Source organism: Pseudomonas lalucatii, from assembly GCF_018398425.1.
In the GTDB taxonomy this organism is placed as follows: domain Bacteria; phylum Pseudomonadota; class Gammaproteobacteria; order Pseudomonadales; family Pseudomonadaceae; genus Aquipseudomonas; species Aquipseudomonas lalucatii.
On the sequence record NZ_JADPMV010000001.1, the window covers coordinates 2573295 to 2594249 of the forward strand.

Consider the following 20955-nt stretch of genomic DNA (forward strand, 5'->3'; position numbering starts at 1 on the left):
CGCCTGCTGGTTGGCCGCGCCACTCGGTCAGGCGCAGCCAGTTGGCGTATCCATCCGAGTCCGACGTCCAGACTCGGTCCGGGGTGCCGAGCAGGGCGCGTAGTTGCGCCGCGTCGTAGCGTTGGCTCCAGGCCAGTTCGAGCAGTTGCTGCATCAGCCGATGCTTGCTGCCCTGCCATTTGTCGACCTGGTCATCCCAGGCGGCGCCAGAGAAATGCCCGGGCTTGGTGCGCAGCGCTTGCCATTGCTCGGCCAGGTGCCGGGCCTCGGCCGACAGTGGCGGCGCGGGTTCTGCGACGGCGCAGGCAACCAGCGCCGCGCTGAAACCGCAGACGGCGAGGAATCCCAGAAAACGGCTCGTTCTCGATTTTCGCGGATGCGACATATCCTTATATCTCCGTGATCGACTCGACACTTCGCGTGCACTTATCAGGCGCACAGCTTACAACTTCACCACCCAGTCATTAATTTGACTCGTTCAAAGCCAAATCCAAGCACCCCGCATTAATAACAGTAACAATTTGATTTGCCTGCCCGCCGTTGTTTCCCACTAAACGATCTAGTCGGCTACCTATTCGGCTGGCACGCCAAGCTGTCGTTAACGTCACATGAAATGCCCAAATAGCCTTCAAATTTCCGGACATTTCCGGTAATTGACAGCAATTTAGAGCACTTCTACTTTGCAACGGTTCCCTGCCTGCGCTGGTATCAACAGCCGTTGCGGGTCAATTGAGGATGTATTGAGCCCGACTCTAACTGGCAGCGGAATGCATTCCCCCAGCAGCCCCGAGTTCCACAAGAACTCGTCCAGTCGCGAAGCCTATCCCGCTTCGCCGAGCCACTTTATTCGAAGGAAATGAATAATGAAGACAGCTCTACATACCTTGTCGGCTATCGCCTTGGTGGTCGCCGGTGTTAATACCCACCTGGCATTCGCCGACGCCGCAGTTACCCAGGACGACTTTCTGCTGCTCGAGCAGGAAAAGTCGAACAACCAGGTCTACAAGGCGTTCTTCCCGAGCACGGAACTTGCCCGCAAGGCGGCCATCAGCTTCCACGGGCAGATGCTCGAGTCGCATTACGACGACGGCTATCTGGTCATGGAATTGAATGACGAAGAGATGCAGAAGCTGCAGGTATTCGGCTTCACCTTCGCTCCGGCCACCGAGTTCATCGAGCAGCGCAACCAGATCCTCAGCAAGATGCAGAACCGCCTGCAGATGAAGAGCATGGCTACGCCCAGCGCCAGCAGTGCCAGTGGCATTCCCGGTTACGCCTGCTACGCCACGGTGGAAGAGACCTTCGCGGCGGCCGCGGGGATGGCCAGCAGCAAGCCGAACCTGGCGCAGTGGCTGGACGTCGGCGACTCCTGGGAGAAGAGCAGCAACCTGGGGGGCCACGACATGCGCGTACTGAAGCTGACCAACCAGGCCAAGACCGGCGACAAGCCCAAGCTGTTCATCAACAGCGCCATTCACGCCCGCGAGTACACCACCGCGGCCCTGACCCTGGACTTCGCCCGTTGGCTGGTCGACGGCTACGGCCAGGACGCCGATGCCACCTGGATCCTCGACCATCACGAGGTGCACATCATGCTGATGGCCAACCCGGACGGCCGCAAGAAGGCCGAGACCGGACTGTCCTGGCGCAAGAACACCAACCAGAACTACTGCGGCGCCAGCAGCAACAGCCGCGGCGCCGACCTCAACCGCAACTTCAGCTTCGGCTGGAACAGCACCAACGGCCAGGGCTCCAGCGGCAGCCAGTGCAACGACACCTACCGCGGCCCCAGCGCCGGCTCCGAGCCGGAGATCCAGGCCCTGGAGAACTACGTGCGCGGCCTCTGGCCGGACCGTCGCGGGCCAGGCAAGAACGACGGCGCACCCAGCGACACCAGCGGCATCCACCTGGACATCCACAGCTACAGCGAACTGGTGCTCTGGCCCTGGGGCGACACCAGCAGCCCGGCGCCCAACGGCAGCGCCCTGCAGACCCTCGGGCGCAAGTTCGCCTTCTTCAACGGCTACAGCCCGCAGCAGTCCATCGGTCTCTACCCCACCGACGGCACCAGCGACGGCATCAGCTACGGCGAACTGGGGGTGGCGGCCTACACCTTCGAACTGGGCACCCAGTTCTTCCAGAACTGCAGCACCTATACCAACACCATCAAGCCGAACAACCTGCCGGCGCTGATCTATGCCGCCAAGGTGGTGCGCACGCCTTACCTGACCCCCTCGGGCCCGGACGTCACCGCCCTCAGTCTGAGCGGCAGCGCCGCCACCAGCGGCGTGCCGGCCGGCACCGCGGTCACCGTCAGCGGCACCGCCAGCGATGCCCGCTTCAACAACAGCAACGGCAGCGAAAGCACCCAGGCCATCAGCGCCGTGGAGGTCTACATCGACCAGGCGCCCTGGGAGTCCGGAGCGACACCGGCGGCGCTACAGGCCAGCGACGGCAGCTTCAACGCCAGCACCGAGGACTTCACCGGCAGCCTGGTGACCGCCGGCCTCAGCGAAGGCAGGCATATGGTCTATGTGCGCAGCCGCGACAGCTCGGGGGCCTGGGGCGCGGTCAGCGCCAGCTTCCTGGTGATCGACGAGGACGGCGGCAACCCGCCGGCGCAGTACTGCAGCGCCGCCAGCGGCAGCGCCAGCTACGAGTGGATCGGCAAGGTGCAGGTCGGCAGCTTCAGCAACGCCTCCGGCGCGGCCAGCTACAGCGACTTCACCGGCCAGCAGATCGCCCTGCAGCGCGGCAACAACAGCCTGAGCCTGACCCCGCAGTTCGCCGGCACGGCCTACAAGCAGTACTGGAAGGTGTGGATCGACCTCAACCAGGACGGCGACTTCAGCGACAGCGGCGAACAGGTGTTCAGCTCGGGCAGCGCCAAGACCTCGGTGGTCAACGGCACGCTGAACATTCCGGCCGGCGCCGCCAGCGGCAAGACCCGCATGCGCGTGGCCATGCGCTACAACAGCGCCCCCAACGCCTGCGGCAGCTACGACTACGGCGAGGTGGAGGACTACAGCGTGGTGATTCAGTAAGCCGCCGGCAGGGCCGGGCAGCGCGCCCGGTCCTGCCCCGTCCGCCGCGAACCCTGTCGGCGGCTCTTCCCGCCGCCTCGCCAGGCCGGCTAACTGTGCCGATCCAGAGCATCGGCCCGCCCGCGCGCCAACTCGAACATCCGCTCCTCCACCCGCTCGATCAGCTTGCGGCTTTCCGCCGGCTCCAGCACGCCCTCGTCGGCCAGGTGCTGCACCGCCTCGCGCTGGCGGTTGAGCAGCAGGCGCAGGGCCGTATAGGTTTCCAGCTGCGCCACTACCGGGCCGTGCTCATGGCGCAATTGCGCCAGGAGGGCCTGGGCCTGCTCGAGGTTGGCGCCGATCTGCCTCCGCGCGGCCTCGGCCATGGCCGGGTCCGGGGCCAGGTCGGTGGCCAGGCTCAGCAGCGCCTGCTGGGCCTGCAGGTAGCCGCGCAGGGTGCCGTAGACCGCAGCCAGATGCTGGAAGCGACTGCGTCGCAGCCAGCCCCAACGGGCCAGGCGCTCGAGCCAGGGCGGCTCGGACCAGAGGGCCTGCAAGCGGGCCCGCGGCCCCAGGTCGGGGACGCCATCGAGAGCCGCCTCCACCGCCTCGACCAGGCGCGCCGCGGCGCCCTGGTCGAGCAGCCCGAGGCCGAACTGGTTCCAGTAGTTCTGCCGTTCGCTCTCCAGCAGCTGGCGCTTGTAGAACACCGCCAGGTCCTCCTGCGGCCCCGGCTCGCGCGGCTGGAACTCGGCGCTGAGCCTCAGCCCCTGCAGGCTGCGCTCGATGCTCGGCCAGTCGGCGTGGGCCAGCAACGGGTCGCGGCGCAGCGCCTCGAGCAGGTCGGCCACCTCGTTGTGGATCAGCCCCTCGGCCTTGACCACGGTGGCCTGCTTGGCCGGCGGCAGCTGGGCCAGGCCGAGCCACTGCAGCAGCGTGCTGATGGTGCCGCCGTTGATCACTATGGTCAGCACCACCAGGCCGGCGGTGAGGAACAGCACCTGCTCGCGGATGCTCGCCTCGATCTGCCCCTGCTGCGCCACCGACAGCGCCAGGGCCAGGGCCACCGCGCCGCGCAGGCCGCCCCAGGTCAGCACTATGGCCTTGTCGCGGGTCAGGCCGATGCCCAGGCGCGCCAGCAAGGGCGAGAGCAAGGCGATGGTGGTGCCGCGGATCAGGTTGACCCCCAGGTACAGCAGCAGCAGGCTCAGCCACATGTGCAACGGCGGCAGCGCCACCAGGCGGGCGATGATGATGCCCACCAGCAGGAAGATCAGGGTGTTGAAGATATAGGCGAGCATCTCCCAGAAATGATGCAGGTAGTGCATCACCTCCGGGCTGAAGCGGGTGCGACCGACCCCGGCCAGCAGCACCGCGGTGGTCACCACCGCCACCACCCCGGAGGAATGGAAGCCGTGCTCGGCGACGATGAAGCCCAGGTAGGCCGCGGCGATGGTCACCACGGTTTCCAGCACCGCGTCGTTGAACACCTTGCCGACCCAGAGCACCACCACCGCCGCCACCAGCAGGCCGACCAGGGCGCCGACGCAGACCACCCGGAGGAACTCCAGGCCGATTTCGCCGACCCCGGCCTCGACCGCGCCGCCCAGCAGCATGGCGTAGAACAGCACGAAGAAGACGATGGCGGTGCCGTCGTTGAGCAGCGACTCGCCCTCGATCAGGGTCTCCAGGCGCTTGCGCGAACTCTGCTCCTTGAGCAGCGAGACCACCGCCACCGGGTCGGTGGCGCTGACCAGGGCGCCGAACATCAGCGCCACCGGCCAGCTCCACTCCAGCGGCAGGGCCAGGCGCACCAGCAGCGCGGTGAGCAGGGTCGCGATGATCAGCCCCGGCACCGCCAGCAGGGCGATCTGCGGCAGCATGCGGCGGAACAGGTGCACCTCCAGGGCGAAGGCGGACTCGAAGATCAGCGCCGGCAGGAACAGGAACAGGATCAGCTGCGGCTCGATGCCGGCCACATAGTCGACGCTGTGGCCGAATTCCTGCGCCCAGGCCGGCAGCCAGGCCTGCTCCGCCAAGGCGCCGACCAGCAGGCCGAGCAACAGCAGGGCGACCGAGTAAGGCACCCGGCTGCCGTGCAGCAGGAAGCGCAGCACAGCACCGCTGAGCAGGGCGAAGACCGCAAACAGCAGAATCGCCAGACCGTCCGTCATGGCTCACTCCCGGTTCGGGCAGGCGGCCGGCCTGCCCGCGCACCGGGGCCCAGCTGCGGACAGGCCGCCTCCGTTCAGCATAGGCAACGGGACGCAGCAGGCAGCAGGAGGTAGATGAAACGAGGTACGCCGGCCCCGGGGCTACGGGATCGCTAGAGGTCCGCCTCGTCCACCAGGCGCACCGCGCCGGCATCCAGGGCATAGGCCGCATCCGCCAGCTCGTTGCTGACCGGCTCGACCTTGAGCGTGCCGCTGACCCACAGCGGCGCGTAGATGTCTTGCAACTCGATGCCCTCCGGGTAGCGCACCAGCACCAGCTGGTTCGGCGGCGGCGGCGGCACGTGGATGCAGGCGCCGGGATAGGGCACCAGGAAGAACAGGGTGCTGCGACCCTGGGCATCGCTCTCCAGCGGCACCGGGTAGCCGCCCAGGCGGATCGCCCGGCCGTCCAGCGCCGCCACCGTCCTGGCCGAGTACATCACCGCCGGCAGGCTCTTGTCCTGCTGGCGCAGGCCGCCGGGGTTGTAGAAGGTACCGTCCTGCTCCGGGCCGTCGTGGTCGATCTCCGGCATGGCCTCCAGCGCCTGGCGGTCTTCTTCCGGCATCAGCTCCAGCCAGTCGGTTTCCGCCGGCTCGGCCAGCGCCAGGTGACTGAGCAACAGCAGGGGCAGCAGCAGATAGCGCATGGGCGGGCTCGCAGCAGATGGAAAAACCTTGGGCTCAGCGCTTCTTGATCGCGCCATAGATGATCAGCAGCACCACCGCGCCGACCACCGCACCGATGAAGCCGGCGCCCTGGCCGACCCGGTAGATGCCCAGGGCCTGGCCGCCGTAGGTCGCGGCGATGGAGCCGCCGATGCCCAGCAGGATGGTCATGATCCAGCCCATGCTGTCGTCGCCGGGCTTGAGGAAGCGGGCGATGAGGCCAACGATCAGGCCGATGAAGATGATGCCGAGGATGTTCATGTCGGGCTCTCTCTTTCGGTGACAGGTGCCGAAAGCGGCACCTGGCCATCAGACGGGAGCCGGCGGCAGAGGTTCAATCCGCTGCCGCCGGCAGCACCCGCAGACGGCGCCGGCTTGCGCCTCAGGCCGGCTCGATCAGCGCCTGGACTTCGGCGATCTTGCGCTCCAGGGTGGCGCGGTCGGCGCAGCGCAGGGTGGCGTGGCCGACCTTGCGGCCGACCTTGAAGGCCTTGCCGTAGTGGTGCAGGTGGCAGTCGTCGATCGCCACGACCTTATCCACCGCCGGCACCGCGCCGATGAAATTGAGCATGGCGCTCTCGCCGACCTTGGCGGTCGAGCCCAGCGGCAGGCCGGCGACGGCGCGCAGGTGGTTCTCGAACTGGCTGCACTCGCTGCCTTCGATGGTCCAGTGCCCGGAGTTGTGCACCCGCGGGGCGATCTCGTTGGCCTTGAGGCCGCCGTCCACCTCGAAGAACTCGAAGGCCAGCACGCCGACGTAATCGAGCTTCTGCAGCACCCGGCCGACGTAGTCCTCGGCCAGGGCCTGCAACGGGTGATCGGTGCTGGCCACGGACAGGGCGAGGATGCCGCTGTCGTGGCGGTTGTGCACCAGCGGGTAGAAGCGCGTCTCGCCGTCGCGGCCGCGCACCGCCACCAGCGACACCTCGCCGCTGAAGGGCACGAAGCCCTCGAGGATACAGGGCACGCTGCCCAGCTCGGCGAAGGCGTCGGCGGCGTCGGCCGCCTGGCGCAGGACCTTCTGGCCCTTGCCGTCGTAACCCAGGGTGCGGGTCTTGAGTACCGCCGGCAGGCCGATGCTGGCCACCGCGGCATCCAGGTCGGCCTGGCTCAGCACGTTGGCGAATTCCGGGGTGGGGATGCCCAGGTCCTTGAACATCGACTTCTCGAACCAGCGGTCGCGGGCGATGCGCAGGGACTCGGCGCAGGGGTAGACCGGCACGAACTGCGAGAGGAAGGCCACGGTCTCGGCCGGCACGCTCTCGAACTCGAAAGTCACCAGGTCCACCTCGTCGGCCAGCTGGCGCAGGTGGTCCTGGTCGCCGTAGTCGGCGCGGATGTGCTCGCCCAGGGCCTGGGCGCAGGCGTCCGGCGCCGGGTCGAGGAAGGCGAAGTTCATCCCCAGCGGAGTGCCTGCCAGGGCCAACATGCGGCCCAGCTGGCCGCCACCTATTACACCGATCTTCATGGTTCTACCTCATCGACTGCCGCAGGCGCCTGCGGCCCTATGCACTGCCCTGGGCGCGGGCTCGCCCGCGCGACTCAAACTTGGCCCGGCTGGCGCGGCCTCAGGCCTGGCGCGGGTCCGGATTGTCCAGCACGGTCTCGGTCTGTTCCTGGCGGAATTTTTTCAGCGCCGCGTGGAACTGCGGGTGCTGGTGGCCGAGGATGCTCGCCGCCAGCAGCGCCGCGTTGACCGCACCGGCCCGGCCTATGGCCAGGGTAGCCACCGGCACGCCGGCCGGCATCTGCACGATCGACAGCAGCGAGTCGACGCCCGACAGCATCGACGACTGCACCGGCACGCCGAGCACCGGCAGGTGGGTCTTGGCCGCGCACATGCCCGGCAGGTGGGCGGCGCCGCCGGCACCGGCGATGATCACCTGAATGCCGCGGCCTTCGGCCTCCTCGGCGTACTGGAACAGCAGGTCCGGGGTGCGGTGGGCGGACACCACCTTGACCTCATGGGGGATGCCCAGCTTGTCCAGCATCTCGGCGGTGTGGCTAAGGGTGGACCAGTCGGACTTGGAGCCCATGATCACGCCAACCAGTGCGCTCATCGTCGTGCCTCTTCATCGGGCGCCTCACGGCGCGTCAAAAACCAACAAGCCACGCGCAGGGCGTGGCTTGTCATGTTCGGGTCAAACCCGCGAGCCGGCGGATTTTAAGGCGGCGCAGTATAGCGTAACGACACAAATAGCGCCCCCCCTGCGTGACCGTCCGTCGTCCGGCCCGGGCGCGGGCTGCGTGGTCCTTCCTCTATAGAAGGCCACGCCGGGCTGCGCAGCCCTTGAGCTAGATGTCTGCGCAGGAGCAGACTGCCAGTACGCCCCTCGCCACCAAGCAGGATATGGATATCTGAATATGCCCTCCCCTCCCCAACTCCACCGACGACCTATATGCCCGAAATACAAGCAGGCCTCGGTGCACGTTGGATTTGCCTATTACTTGAGGGACACGGTAAATGGCTGAATATGCTGAGAGAACATTCGGACCAAGTCACTGATTATCACTTATCTGGGATCGACCTTCGCCTTCTAACCCGCAGCCATGAGATTATTAGGTAATGAGTAGACATTTTGAAAGAGGCGTAATCGCCTCACCTGGAATAATAAAACGACTTCCACAAGGCTTTCAAATGGAGAGAAGCCTTTCCGCCGAAGAGCTTCGTTATTACATTATGTATTGGGATAAAATTATCATCCCCGGAAATAATCTTGTATATATCGGCTTGCCGGACGAAGAAACCCTTATAAATGCAGGCGCGATTGAACGACCAACCATTGGGTTTAATGGCTCCTTTTTCGGCGACCAAATAACGGACGCTATCTTGTCCTGCCAAAGCATTGTCGCAAAAGACCTCGTAAGGGACAAAAAAACAGACTGGGTAATACATCAGCTAACTGATGAGTGCGCTTTCCCTAGTAATTACAACCAAAGACGCAACATAATAAGAGTTGATATTTCATCCACTTTGCCGGCTCCGCCTGCAAATACCAACGTGTATGAAATTCTTGAATTTAAGGCAGCCCGCAAAGACGAATTGGCGAACCTACATTTGCATCTAGATAGCCTATACGAAACCATTCTTTCTTCACCAGACCCCGAACTCGCCTCAAAAAAAGCCATCTCAGGGCTGTCATCTGCAATCGCCGATTTGGAAAAGGTGACAAACGAACGATTTACAAAGACAAGAAAATTCGATTTTTCAGCCGAACTTAATTTGAGCGGCAAAGACATATCAGCAGGAGCAGCGTCTGGAGCGATAATAGATTTCTTTTCAACAGGAATGACAATTCCTCTAGCCACAGTTGCTGGCGCCGTTCTATCTACATTAAAAATAACATCTAAAACCACCAATACATTCCAACCTGCATCGCAGAACTCCAAACTTGCCTATTTATCTACAGCCAAAAATCACAACATACTCGACTAAATCACATAACCGAAAGGCAAGCAGCGAGTAACCTCGATGTTCCTGATGGAAAAGGCTTCGCCGTTTTCCACCCTGCGTGACCGGCACAGTGCTTGACGGCGAGGGGCGGAAGCCGCAGATGCCATCGAGGCTTGCGTAGGGTGGGCAACGCTTTGCTTGCCCACCAGCCACTTGGGCGAAAAAGAAACCGTTTTACCGTAGCCACACTATCTATTCGTTAGCCCCTACCCAACACAACTAAACGGAGTACTGGATGTACCAAAACAGACAGGCCTTGGCCTTTGGAACGCTGGCTTTTCTGGTAATCGCCGGGTTTATCGCAATCGCCCTGGCGCTGTGGGCCTGGCCCAAATACAACGTCTACAAGATGGAACTCAATGGCCGGGCCGCGCTGAAAGAGGCCGAGTGGTCGAAGCAGATTCTGATCGAGGAAGCCAAGGCCCGCGAGCAGGCGGCGCTGATGCAGGCCAAGGCCCGAGTCACCCTCGCCGAGGCGGAGGGGAAGGCTAAGATTGTTCAGGCGAAAGCCGAAGGGGCGGCCGATATCGAGCGCGCGAAGGCGGCGGCCGAAGCCAATCGCATCATCGGCGAATCGCTGAAGCACAACGAGGAATACTTGCGGTATATCTGGATCAAGGGGCTGCAGGACGGCAAAGGCGAGCGCATCTATATACCGACCGAGGCCGGCCTGCCGATTCTGGAAGCCGGCAAGGCTCGAAACTGAGGATCGAGAGTCGAAAGGAGCCTACTGATGAACCAGCACGAAAAACTCAACTACGTCGAATTCCCGGCCAAGGACCTGGCCGCGACCAAGGCATTTTTCGAGGCCGCGTTCGGCTGGGTCTTTACCGATTACGGCCCCGAGTACACGGCGTTTGCCGATCAGGGCCTGGATGGTGGCTTCTTCAAGTCCGAGCTGTGCGCCGCGCAAGACCGGGGCAGCGCGCTGCTGGTGTTCTACAGCGGCGCGCTGGAGGAGACCCAGGGCAAGGTCGAGCGGGGCGGCGGGCGGATCAGCAAGGCCATCTTCCCTTTCCCCGGCGGCCGGCGCTTTCACTTCATCGAGCCCAGTGGCAATGAGTTCGCGGTGTGGAGCGATATCGGCGCCTGACGTTCCGCAGTTGATCAAAGCTGCGTTGGGTGTGGTCGCCCCGGCCGGACTGCGGTGGCCGCACCTGCTGGTTTCGCCCCCTCGGGCGAGTTGCTTCTTCTTTGCTTGTGCAAAGAAGAAGCAACCAAGAAGAAAGCACACCCCACATCCGGCCCTGGCTGCGCCAGGGTTCCCTCGCTCCATCGCCGCTCCAGGGGCCCGCGGCGAAGGGCCCTCCCTGGCCCATCGCAGCTCTCGCGGCATCCCTGCCGCTCGCCCCCTTCCACGGCGATTGCACTCGGCCTCCTGAGGGGGCCCGGGGCCCGGCGCCACTTCCTGTGCAAGACCAATCATCGAGTCGGCGCCGCACCCGCTGGTCCGCTTCGCGCCAAGTGGCCAGCACAGCCGCTGCTGCCGTCCAGCCATGCCTCGGTGTGTCTGCCGTGGAGCGCCCCCCCGTCAGGAGGCCGAGCAGAGGCGCTGCGCAGGGGGACGCGAGGCAGGACGCCGAGCGAGTCACGAAGGGGCAGGGACGCCCCTTCGTGACGTGCCCCCGGAGCGGTGCCGGCGCGAGGGAAGTCTCGCGCAGCGAGACCCGGATGCCGGGGCGTGTTTCTTTTGCTTACTTTTCTTGGCACGAGCAAAGAAAAGTGAGGCGCCCGAGGGGGCGCAACCCGAATGTGCGGCAAAAGCCGGGAATGGCTGACACCCCACCTCACCCCCCATCACCGCGAGAAAAAGTAGCGAGTGGCCGCGATCCCCCCGGTGGAAGACGAATAGCCTGCCCCAACGCCGTTCGGTTTTCCGAATGCACAGAGCCCCCTCGTTCGCCGAGGCGAACGCGGCGCCTCGGCAGCATCAGCTAGGCAGAGATATTTTTCCTTTATTTTCAGTGTGTTACTAAACATGGCAAGTCCCAAGAGTAGCTGGCACGCTCCCTGCTCTAGCTCACTGCAGGAAGGCCGCGCGCCTTCCCCGCCGACCGCCACGCACCTGGCCGGCCCGCCCGATAACAACAACAGTGAGAACCCGCATGACCAAGAGCACGCTTTCCCGCGCCGTCGCCATCGCCCTGGCCGCCGGCCTGCTCAGCGCCCCGGCGCTGGCCGAGGAACTGACCGGCACCCTGAAGAAGATCAAGGAGTCCGGCACCATCGTCCTCGGCCACCGCGACGCCTCCATCCCCTTCTCCTACTTCGGCGACAGCCCGCAGCAGCCGGTGGGCTTCTCCCACGACCTGCAGCTGAAGGTGGTCGAGGCGATCAAGCAGCAGCTGGAGTTGCCGGAACTGAAGGTGCGCTACAACCTGGTTACCTCGCAGACCCGCATCCCGCTGGTGCAGAACGGCACCGTCGACCTGGAGTGCGGTTCGACCACCAACAACGTCGAGCGCCAGCAGCAGGTGGACTTCTCCGTGGGCATCTTCGAGGTGGGCACCCGCCTGCTGACCAAGAAGAGCTCCGGCGTGACCGACTTCGCCGACCTGGCCGGCAAGAACGTGGTGACCACCGCCGGCACCACCTCCGAGCGCCTGCTCAAGAGCATGAACGCCGAGCAGCAGATGGGCATGAACATCATCTCGGCCAAGGACCACGGCGAGTCCTTTCTGATGCTCGAGTCCGGCCGCGCGGTGGCCTTCATGATGGACGACGCCCTGCTCTACGGCGAGATGGCCAAGGCCAAGCAGCCGGCCGACTGGGCCGTGGTCGGCACCCCGCAGTCGTTCGAGATTTACGGCTGCATGGTGCGCAAGGGCGATCCGGCGTTCAAGGCGCTGGTCGACGGCGCCATCACCGCCACCTACCAGTCCGGCGAAGTCAGCGCCATCTACGACAAGTGGTTCATGCAGCCCATCCCGCCGAAGGGCCTGAACCTCAACTTCCCCATGAGCGCGGAGCTGAAGAAGCTCATCGCCACCCCCACCGACAAGGCTGCCGAGCAGCTCTGACGGTGACGCCGGCGTGCCCTCACGAGGGGCGCGCCGGCGGGGAACCGGGAGCCCAGGGCCCTGTCGGGCTCGCTCCCAGCCACCCCCCGAATGGACCGGGGGCACGTCCGCCAACCGCGGACGGGGCCGGCAGCCGCCTGCCCTGCCCCCTCCAACCGATTGTTTTGGATGCAGCCGCCAATGCCTGCGAAGGCCGGCGACCTGGCGGCTGAATCTGGCGACACCCGAGGGTTTACCCGCATGAATTACAACTGGGACTGGGGCATCTTCTTCAAGTCCACCGGCATCGGCAGCGAGATCTACCTGGACTGGTTCTTCACCGGCCTGGGCTGGACCATCGCCATCGCCCTGGTCGGCTGGGTCATCGCCCTGCTGCTGGGCACCCTGCTGGGCGTGCTGCGCACCGTGCCGAACCGCGTGCTGGCCGGCATCGCCACCGCCTATGTGGAAATCTTCCGTAACGTGCCGCTGCTGGTGCAGCTGTTCCTCTGGTACTTCCTGGTGCCGGACCTGCTGCCCGAGCCGCTGGAGCTGTGGTTCAAGCAGGACCTGGCGCCGGCCACCTCGGCCTACCTGAGCGTGGTGCTGTGCCTGGGCCTGTTCACCGCGGCGCGGGTCTGCGAGCAGGTGCGCACCGGCATCCAGGCGCTGCCCCCGGGACAGACCGCCGCCGGCTACGCCATGGGTTTCAGCCTGCCGCAGATCTACGCCAACGTGCTGCTGCCCCAGGCGCTGCGCATCGTCATCCCGCCGCTGACCTCGGAGTTTCTCAACATCTTCAAGAACTCCTCGGTGGCCTCCTTGATCGGCCTGATGGAGCTGCTGGCGCAGACCAAGCAGACCGCCGAGTTCAGCGCCAACCTGTTCGAGGCCTTCACCCTGGCCACGCTGATCTACTTCACCCTGAACATGACGCTGATGCAGCTGATGCGTGTGGTGGAGAAGCGGGTCGCGGTCCCCGGGCTGATCGCCGTAGGAGGCAAGTGATGGATTTCTCCGCAATCATCCCGGCCCTGCCGGGCCTGGCCGACGGCATGTGGATGACCCTCAAGCTGATGGCCCTGGGCGTGCTCGGCGGCGTGCTGCTGGGCACCCTGCTGGCGTTGCTGCGGCTGTCGCCGAACAAGCTGCTGGCCAACTTCGCCGCCACCTACGTCAACTACTTCCGCTCCATCCCGCTGCTGCTGGTGATCACCTGGTTCTACTTCGCGGTGCCCTTCATCCTGCGCTGGATCACCGGCGAAGACACCCCGGTGGGCGCCTTCAGCTCCTGCCTGGTGGCCTTCATCATGTTCGAGGCGGCCTACTTCTGCGAGATCGTCCGCGCCGGCATCCAGGCCATTCCCAAGGGCCAGATGGGCGCCGCCAGCGCCCTGGGCATGAGCTACGCCCAGAGCATGCGCCTGATCATCCTGCCCCAGGCGTTCCGCAAGATGACCCCGCTGCTGCTGCAGCAGAGCATCATCCTGTTCCAGGACACCTCGCTGGTCTACACCGTGGGCCTGATGGACTTCCTCAACGCCGCCCGCTCGCGCGGCGACATCATCGGCCAGGCCCATGAGTTCCTGATCTTCGCCGGGTTGGTCTACTTCCTCGTCAGCTTCTCCGCCTCGCTGCTGGTCAAGCATCTGCAAAAAAGGTTAGCCGTATGATCTCTATCCAGAACGTCAGCAAGTGGTACGGGGACTTCCAGGTGCTCAGCGACTGCAGCACCGCGGTGAAGAAGGGCGAGGTGGTGGTGGTGTGCGGGCCGTCCGGCTCGGGCAAGTCGACCCTGATCAAGTGCGTCAACGCCCTGGAGCCCTTCCAGAAGGGCGACATCGTGGTCGACGCCACCTCGGTCGCCGACCGCAAGACCGACCTGCCCAGGCTGCGCTCGCGGGTCGGCATGGTGTTCCAGCACTTCGAGCTGTTCCCCCACCTGTCGATCACCGAGAACCTGACCATCGCCCAGGTCAAGGTGCTCGGCCGCAGCAAGGCCGAGGCCACCGCGAAGGGCCTGGCCCTGCTCGAGCGGGTCGGCCTGGCCGCCCATGCGCACAAGCACCCCGGCCAGCTCTCCGGCGGCCAGCAGCAGCGCGTGGCCATCGCCCGCGCCCTGGCCATGGACCCGGTGGTGATGCTGTTCGACGAACCGACCTCGGCCCTGGACCCGGAGATGGTCAACGAGGTGCTCGACGTCATGGTGCAGCTGGCCAACGAGGGCATGACCATGATGTGCGTGACCCACGAGATGGGCTTCGCCCGCAAGGTCGCCGACCGGGTGATCTTCATGGACGCCGGCAAGATCGTCGAGGACTGCCCCAAGGACGAGTTCTTCGGCGACATCAACGCCCGCTCGGAGCGGGCCCAGCAATTCCTCGCCAAGATCCTCCAACACTGACCACCACCTCGTAGGATGCGGTTGAGCGCAGCGATACCCATCGATTGGGTGATGGGTATCGCAGGCTCAACCCATCCTACGTCCTAAGGTTTACTCGCCACCGCACCAACCGCTCGCCCAGCGCAACTGGTCAGCCCCGGACGACTATGATGCAATCCCCTCCCGCCCGCCTCTGCGCCATGCCGCCCGCCCTGACCGTGAAACCGCGCCTGTTCCGCCATCTGCTGCTGCCGTTGCTGTTGCTGGCCCTGGTGCTCGCCTGTGGCTACGCCGGCTACCGCCTCAGCGAGGGGGTGGGCATCCGCGCCCTGGCCGAGAACGGCGAGCGCCAGCTGGAGCTCAATGCCCGGGCGGTGGAAAGCGAGATCACCAAGTACACCTACCTGCCCAGCCTGCTGGAACTCAACGACGACGTGCGCCGCCTGCTGCAGACGCCCAGCCACTACCGGCGGCAGCGGGTCAACGACTTCCTCGAGGGGCTCAACCAGCGCAGCGGCAGCCTGGCCACCTATGTGCTGGACACCGAGGGCCGGGTGCTGGCCACCAGCAACTGGCGTACGCCGAGCAGCTTCCTCGGCGAGGACCTGGCGTTCCGCGCCTATTTCCAGGACGCCATGCAGGGCCGGCCGGGGCGCTTCTACGGCATCGGCAGCACCACCGGCGAACCCGGCTACTACCTGGCCCACGGCCTCAGGCAGGGCGAGCGGATCATCGGCGTGGCGGTGGTCAAGGTGCGCCTGGATGCCCTCGAGCAGCGCTGGCAACGCGCCCGCCTGGAGGCCTACGTCAGCGACGAGAACGGCATCATCATCCTCTCCAGCGATCCGGCGCGGCGGCTCAAGGCCGTCTACCCCCTGGGCCCGAACACCCGCGAGCGCCTGGCGCGCAGCCTGCAATACCACTGGGTGGCCCTGGAGGAACTGCAGCCCCTGGCGCGTCAGGGCCTGGGCGAGGGCATCGAGCAGGTCAGCTTCGCCGCCGCCGCCCCCGGCCAGGCCGCCGAGGCGGTCAACTACCTGCAGCAGAGCCGCGCCCTGGACGACACCCCCTGGCACCTGACCCTGCTCACCCCGCTGCGCGACCAGCGCCGCACGGCCATCGGCCACGCCCTGCTGGCCGCCGTGGCCTGCGCCCTGCTGATCTTCCTCGGCCTGGCGCTGAACCAGCGGCGCAAGGTGATCGCCACCCGCCTGGCCGCCCGCGAGGCCCTGGAGCAGGCCAACAGCCAGCTGGAGCGGCGCATCGCCGACCGTACCCGCTCCCTGCGCGCCAGCAACGAGCGGCTCAAGGCCGAGATCGGCGAACGCCGGCAGACCGAGGCCAACCTGCGCAAGACCCAGGACGAGCTGGTCCAGGCCGGCAAGCTGGCGGTGATCGGGCAGATGTCCACCAGCATCGCCCACGAGCTCAACCAGCCGCTGGCGGCCCTGCGCACCCTGTCCGGCAACACCGTGCGCTTCCTTGCGCGCGGCGCCCTGGACGTGGCCGGCAGCAACCTGCAGACCATCGGCGAGCTGGTCGACCGCATGGGCAAGATCACCGCCAGCCTGCGCGCCTTCGCCCGGCGTTCCGACGACCACGGCCAGGCCGACCTGGACAAGGCCGTGGAGGCGGCGCTGATGCTGCTGCAGCCGCGCCTGCAGCGCACCAAGGTGAGCATCCGCCGCGAGCATGCGCCGGCCGCCCTGGCCATCGACCAGACCCGCCTGGAGCAGATCCTGGTGAACCTGATCGGCAACGCCCTGGATGCCATGGCCGCGCAGAGCGACCGCCGCCTGTGGTTGTGCGGCCTGGCCGAGGGCGACAGCTACCGCCTGGAGGTGCGCGACAACGGCCCGGGCATCGACCCGGCGCTGCGCGGCCACCTGTTCGAGCCCTTCTTCACCACCAAGCCCGGCGAGCAGGGCCTGGGCCTGGGCCTGACCCTGTCGGCCAGCCTGGCCGCCGCCGCCGGCGGCAGCCTCGGCGTGCGCCACCCGAGCGAAGGCGGCACCGCCTTTATCCTCAGCCTGGCGCCGCTCGCCGGCGCCCCCCTGGAGCATCGACAAGATGGCTGAAGCGCTCAGCGTCCTGATCGTCGAAGACGATCCCCACGTGCTGCTCGGCTGCCAGCAGGCCCTGGCCCTGGAGGACATCCCCAGCGAGGGCCTGGGCAGCGCCGAGCAGGCCCTGGCGCGGGTCGGCGGCGACTTTCCCGGCATCGTCGTCAGCGACATCCGCCTGCCCGGCATGGACGGCCTGCGCCTGCTGAGCGAACTCAAGCGCCGCGATCCGAGCCTGCCGGTGGTGCTGATCACCGGCCACGGCGACATCGCCATGGCGGTGGGCGCCATGCGCGACGGCGCCTACGACTTCATCGAGAAACCCTTCTCCCCCGAGCGCCTGGTCGAGGTCTGCCGCCGCGCCCTGGCCCAGCGCGGCCTGGCCCGCGAGGTCGGCGAACTGCGCCGCCAGCTGGCCGGGCGCCAGGCCCTGGAGCAGCGCCTGATCGGTCGCTCGCCGGCCATGCAACGCCTGCGCGAGCTGATCGCCAACGTCGCCGACACCGGCGCCAACGTGCTGATCGAGGGCGAGACCGGCACCGGCAAGGAGCTGGTGGCGCGCTGCCTGCACGACTTCAGCCGGCGCTCGGCCAAGCAGTTCGTCGCGCTCAACTGCGGCGGTCTGCCGGAGAACCTGTTCGAGAGCGAGATCTTCGGCCACGAGGCCCACGCCTTCACCGGCGCCGGCAAGCGGCGCATCGGCAAGATCGAGCACGCCGACGGCGGCAGCCTGTTCCTCGACGAGATCGAGAGCATGCCGCTGGCCCTGCAGATCAAACTGCTGCGGGTGCTGCAGGAGCACAGCCTGGAGCGCCTGGGCTCGAACCAGTCGATCGCCGTGGACTGCCGGGTGATCGCCGCGACCAAGGCCGACCTCGACCAGCTCGGCCGCGCCGGGCAGTTCCGCAGCGACCTCTACTACCGGCTCAACGTGGTCAGCCTGGAGCTGCCGCCGCTGCGCGAACGGCGCGAGGACATCGGCCTGCTGTTCGAACACTTCCTGCAGCTCGCCGCGCTGCGCTTCGACCGCCCGGCGCCGGCGCTGGACCGCCACAGCCTGGCCGCGCTGCTGGCCCACGACTGGCCGGGCAACGTGCGCGAGCTGCGCAACGTCGCCGAGCGCTTCGCCCTCGGCCTGCCGGCGTTCAAGCACAGCGGCCTGGCCGACGGCGGCAGCGGCCCGGGCTTCGCCGAAGCGGTGGAGGCCTTCGAGCGCAACCTGCTGGGCGACGCCCTGAGCCGCCACGCCGGCAACCTCAGCCAGGCCGCCCAGGCCCTGGGCATGGCCAAGACCACGCTGTTCGACAAGGTGAAGAAGTACGGCCTGTAGACTGGCGGGCTAGCCCTCGCCGCCGCGCTGCTGGCTGTTGAAGCGCCGCCGGTAGGCGCCCGGCGCGATGCCGACCCGCTGCTTGAACAGGCGGCGGAAGGAACTGCCATCCTCGTAACCGACCTGCTGGGTGATGCGCTCGAAGTTCTCCTGCCCGCCCTCCAGCAGGTGCTTGGCCCGCTCGATGCGCAGGTTCTGCAGGTACTGCCCGGGAGTCTGCCCGGTGGCGTCCTTGAAGCGGCGGATCAGGCTGCGCGGGGTCAGGGCGAAGCGCTCGGCGACCTGCTCCAGGGTGATGGGCTCGGCCAGGTGCTTCTCCAGCCAGATCTGCACCTTCAGCACCTCCTGGTCCTGGTGGGCCTTGTCGAACTGACTGCTCATGTAGGGCGTCTGGCTGCGCTCGGCGCTGTCGACCAAGAGTTTCTTCGAGCACTCGGCGGCCAGCTGGGGCGAGGCGAAGCGGCGGATGATGTGCAGCAGCAGGTCGCTGCCGGTGGTCGAGCCGGCCGAACAGAGCAGCAGGCCGTCGTCGGTCACCGTGCGCTCGGCCTGCAGCCGCACCCGCGGGAAGTGCCGGGCGAACTGCTCGGCGAATATCCAGTGGGTGGTGGCGCGCTTGCCGTCCAGCAGGCCGGCCTGGGCGGTGACGAAGGTGCCGGTGCACATGCTGGCGATATAGCTGTTGCGGCCGTGATGGTGGCGCAGCCAGGCACATACCGGCGCCATCTCGGGCAGTACCGCGAGGATGTTGAACATGAACCCCGGCACTATGATCAGGTCGGTGTCCTCGACCTCGGCCAGGGCCTTGTGCGGCGTCAGGCGCAGGCCGCCGGTGCAGGTCACCGGCGCGCCGTCGATGGACACGCTCTGCACCTCGAAGGGGACGGCGCCACCGCCGCTGGCGAAGCGCTGCAGCACGTTGGCGCACTCGAGAAACTCCAGGGCCGCCGAGACGCTGGTGGCCGAGCAGCGATTGGCCATCAGAACCGTCACTCTCATTTCAATCTCCCCGATCCCTTAGGCGCGTGTTTCGCACGTTTTTCGTCAATTTCACCCATGGCGGGCTCGCCGCCCGCTGCCTAGCATGGCGCCCCACCAGCGGATGGCAGGCGCCGGCATGGGCGCACTGGCACCATAGTTCCAGAGGAGCACGGCGATGAAACATACAGCCTATCGACTGTTCAAAAAACCCTTCTTCGGCCGCTTCATGCGCCCCTGGCGCTGGCCGGACGACGTGGACCAGGAGCAATGGCAACGTCTGGCCATCGCCAGCGGCTCGGGCGCCCGCCTGGCCGCCCTGCTGGCCGAGGCCCACACGCCCAGGGCCAGGGGCGCGGTGTTGCTGGCCCATCCCATGGGCACCGCGGCCAAGGGCTTCTGGCTGAAGCAGGGCCACGCCGAGCTGCTGCGCCGGGCCGGTTATCACGTGATGCTGTTCGACCTCAACGGCTTCGGCGAGAGCAGTTCCACCACCATGGACTACCCCCTGGACGTGCTGGCCGCCGGCCAGGCCCTGCAGGCGCGCTACCCGCAGTTGCCGCTGGCGCTGCTCGGCGCCTCCATGGGCGCGGCCATGAGCGTCTGCGTCCTGGCCCAGGCGGATCATCCGTTCAAGGCGGCGGTGCTCGAGTCGGCCTTCCCGACCCTGCTGCACTTCTGGCGCCGCTACCCCCTGCCCCGGCTCGGCATCCAGCTGTCCAGGCTGCTCTATCCGGCCGGCGAGCGGCGCCTGCGCCCGATCCACGCCGCCGCCCACCTGGTGGGCCAGCCGCCCGTGCTGCTGATCTACGGCGAGGACGACCTCTACACCCCGGTCGCCGACGGCCAGCAGCTGCACCAGGCCCTGGCCAAGAAGACCCATACCGAGTTCTGGCAGGTGCCCGGCGCCCGGCACACCCTGGCCTATGCGGCCCAGCCCGAGGTCTATGCGCAGCGGGTGACCGCCTTCCTGAACCGACACCTGGCCTGCCACGGCCCATCCCTCAGCCACGCCATCGCCTGATCGGAGGACTGCCCATGAATCTTGCCGACCTGCTGCACGCCGCCTGCGCCTCGTCCCCCACCCAGGTGCAGATTCCCGAACACTGGGGCCAGGGCCGGGCCACCTTCGGCGGCCTGCTGGCCGCCTGCCTGTTCGAGAAGATCCGCCCGCGGGTGGCCGCCGAGCGGGCGCTGCGCTCGCTGATGGTTTCCTTCATCGCCCCGGTGGCAGCCGGCGCCCTGGATGTGCAGGTCAGGGTGCTGCGCGAAGGCAAGGCGGCGACCCAGGTGCAGGCCACGGCCTATCAAGACGATCAGCCCTGCGTGGTGATGCTGGCCAGCTTCGGCGGCGACCGCAGCTCGAGCGTGACGGTGGAGGCGCTGACGGCGCCGCACTTCGAGGCGCCCGAGACGGTTACCCCCTTTCCCTTCATCCCCGGCCTGACCCCGGACTTCACCCAGTACTTCGACTACCGCTATGCGGTCGGCAAGATGCCCTTCATGGGCGGCCGGGAACCCCACCTGGGCGGCTGGATCCGTTTGCGCGAGGCGGGGCCCCAGGCGGCCGGCGTGGCCGAGTTGCTGTGCCTGCTGGACGCCTGGCCGCCGGCGGTGTTCAGCCTGCTCAAGGCGCCGGCCAGCGGCAGCTCCCTGACCTGGAGCATTGGCTTCGTCGAGCAGCCCGCGGACTGCAGCGGCGGCGACTGGTGGCAGTACCTGGCCGACATCCGGCAGGCCGCCAACGGTTACAGCCACATCGACGCCACCCTGTGGGACCGGCACGGCCGCACGGCGCTGCTCAGCCGCCAGACGGTCAGCGTCTTCGCCTGAACGAGCAGCACTC

19 protein-coding genes are annotated in these 20955 nt (G+C 66.5%); 13 read left to right on the forward strand and 6 right to left on the reverse strand.

Features of this window, described 5'->3' with window-relative positions:
- Positions 1 to 103 precede the first annotated feature (103 nt).
- Together I0D00_RS11760 and I0D00_RS11765 are read left to right on the forward strand one after the other, a co-directional pair.
- Entirely contained in the window at positions 104 to 403 is a 300-nt protein-coding gene (locus tag I0D00_RS11760) for a hypothetical protein (protein WP_213639904.1), read from the forward strand.
- 460 nt (positions 404 to 863) lie between these two features.
- Positions 864 to 3044, forward strand: a complete 2181-nt coding sequence (locus tag I0D00_RS11765; protein ID WP_213639905.1) for a M14 family zinc carboxypeptidase — start codon at positions 864 to 866, stop codon at positions 3042 to 3044.
- Positions 3045 to 3133: 89 nt separating this feature from the next.
- Here I0D00_RS11765 and I0D00_RS11770 read toward each other — a convergent pair whose 3' ends face one another.
- From I0D00_RS11770 to purE, 5 genes are all read right to left on the reverse strand, one after another.
- Positions 3134 to 5197, reverse strand: coding sequence for a cation:proton antiporter (locus tag I0D00_RS11770; RefSeq protein ID WP_213639906.1), 2064 nt, complete (start codon positions 5195 to 5197; stop codon positions 3134 to 3136).
- A 152-nt stretch (positions 5198 to 5349) separates the two neighbouring features.
- Positions 5350 to 5883 carry a DUF3299 domain-containing protein gene (locus I0D00_RS11775; protein ID WP_213639907.1) on the reverse strand — a complete coding sequence of 178 codons (534 nt, stop codon included), beginning with the start codon at positions 5881 to 5883 and terminating at the stop codon, positions 5350 to 5352.
- A 34-nt stretch (positions 5884 to 5917) separates the two neighbouring features.
- On the reverse strand, positions 5918 to 6163 hold the full coding sequence (locus tag I0D00_RS11780) for a GlsB/YeaQ/YmgE family stress response membrane protein (protein WP_213639908.1): 246 nt from the start codon (positions 6161 to 6163) through the stop codon (positions 5918 to 5920).
- Between the two features lie 121 nt (positions 6164 to 6284).
- Entirely contained in the window at positions 6285 to 7370 is a 1086-nt protein-coding gene (locus I0D00_RS11785; protein ID WP_213639909.1) for a 5-(carboxyamino)imidazole ribonucleotide synthase, read from the reverse strand.
- 100 nt (positions 7371 to 7470) lie between these two features.
- Positions 7471 to 7962, reverse strand: a complete 492-nt coding sequence (purE, locus tag I0D00_RS11790) for a 5-(carboxyamino)imidazole ribonucleotide mutase (RefSeq protein WP_213639910.1) — start codon at positions 7960 to 7962, stop codon at positions 7471 to 7473.
- Positions 7963 to 8468: 506 nt separating this feature from the next.
- On the opposite strand from purE, the gene I0D00_RS11795 reads away from it, so the two are divergent.
- From I0D00_RS11795 to aauR, 9 genes are all read left to right on the forward strand, one after another.
- On the forward strand, positions 8469 to 9338 hold the full coding sequence (locus tag I0D00_RS11795; protein ID WP_213639911.1) for a DUF6236 family protein: 870 nt from the start codon (positions 8469 to 8471) through the stop codon (positions 9336 to 9338).
- Between the two features lie 253 nt (positions 9339 to 9591).
- Positions 9592 to 10062 (forward strand): SPFH domain-containing protein, encoded by a 471-nt coding sequence (locus tag I0D00_RS11800; protein ID WP_213639912.1) that lies wholly within the window; start codon positions 9592 to 9594, stop codon positions 10060 to 10062.
- Between the two features lie 27 nt (positions 10063 to 10089).
- Entirely contained in the window at positions 10090 to 10449 is a 360-nt protein-coding gene (locus I0D00_RS11805; protein ID WP_213639913.1) for a VOC family protein, read from the forward strand.
- Positions 10450 to 11461: 1012 nt separating this feature from the next.
- Positions 11462 to 12376, forward strand: coding sequence for a glutamate/aspartate ABC transporter substrate-binding protein (locus I0D00_RS11810; RefSeq protein WP_213639914.1), 915 nt, complete (start codon positions 11462 to 11464; stop codon positions 12374 to 12376).
- Between the two features lie 240 nt (positions 12377 to 12616).
- Entirely contained in the window at positions 12617 to 13363 is a 747-nt protein-coding gene (locus I0D00_RS11815; protein WP_213639915.1) for an amino acid ABC transporter permease, read from the forward strand.
- On the forward strand, positions 13360 to 14028 hold the full coding sequence (locus I0D00_RS11820) for an amino acid ABC transporter permease (protein WP_213639916.1): 669 nt from the start codon (positions 13360 to 13362) through the stop codon (positions 14026 to 14028). The genes I0D00_RS11815 and I0D00_RS11820 overlap by 4 nt, the downstream gene beginning before the upstream one ends.
- A complete protein-coding gene (locus tag I0D00_RS11825) occupies positions 14025 to 14759 on the forward strand; it encodes an amino acid ABC transporter ATP-binding protein (protein WP_213639917.1) in 735 nt (244 codons plus the stop codon). Before I0D00_RS11820 ends, I0D00_RS11825 begins: the two co-directional genes overlap by 4 nt.
- Positions 14760 to 14908: 149 nt before the next feature.
- Positions 14909 to 16816 (forward strand): sensor histidine kinase, encoded by a 1908-nt coding sequence (locus I0D00_RS11830; protein WP_213639918.1) that lies wholly within the window; start codon positions 14909 to 14911, stop codon positions 16814 to 16816.
- On the forward strand, positions 16809 to 18131 hold the full coding sequence (gene aauR, locus I0D00_RS11835; protein WP_213639919.1) for a two-component response regulator AauR: 1323 nt from the start codon (positions 16809 to 16811) through the stop codon (positions 18129 to 18131). The genes I0D00_RS11830 and aauR overlap by 8 nt, the downstream gene beginning before the upstream one ends.
- 9 nt (positions 18132 to 18140) lie before the next feature.
- Here aauR and I0D00_RS11840 read toward each other — a convergent pair whose 3' ends face one another.
- Entirely contained in the window at positions 18141 to 19130 is a 990-nt protein-coding gene (locus tag I0D00_RS11840) for a GlxA family transcriptional regulator (protein ID WP_213639920.1), read from the reverse strand.
- A 157-nt stretch (positions 19131 to 19287) separates the two neighbouring features.
- Between I0D00_RS11840 and I0D00_RS11845 the strand changes: the two genes are divergently transcribed.
- Both I0D00_RS11845 and I0D00_RS11850 read left to right on the forward strand, forming a co-directional pair.
- Positions 19288 to 20133: an alpha/beta hydrolase family protein gene (locus tag I0D00_RS11845; RefSeq protein ID WP_213639921.1), complete on the forward strand. Its 846-nt coding sequence runs from the start codon at positions 19288 to 19290 to the stop codon at positions 20131 to 20133.
- 14 nt (positions 20134 to 20147) lie between these two features.
- A complete protein-coding gene (locus I0D00_RS11850; RefSeq protein ID WP_213639922.1) occupies positions 20148 to 20942 on the forward strand; it encodes an acyl-CoA thioesterase in 795 nt (264 codons plus the stop codon).
- Positions 20943 to 20955: the final 13 nt, after the last annotated feature.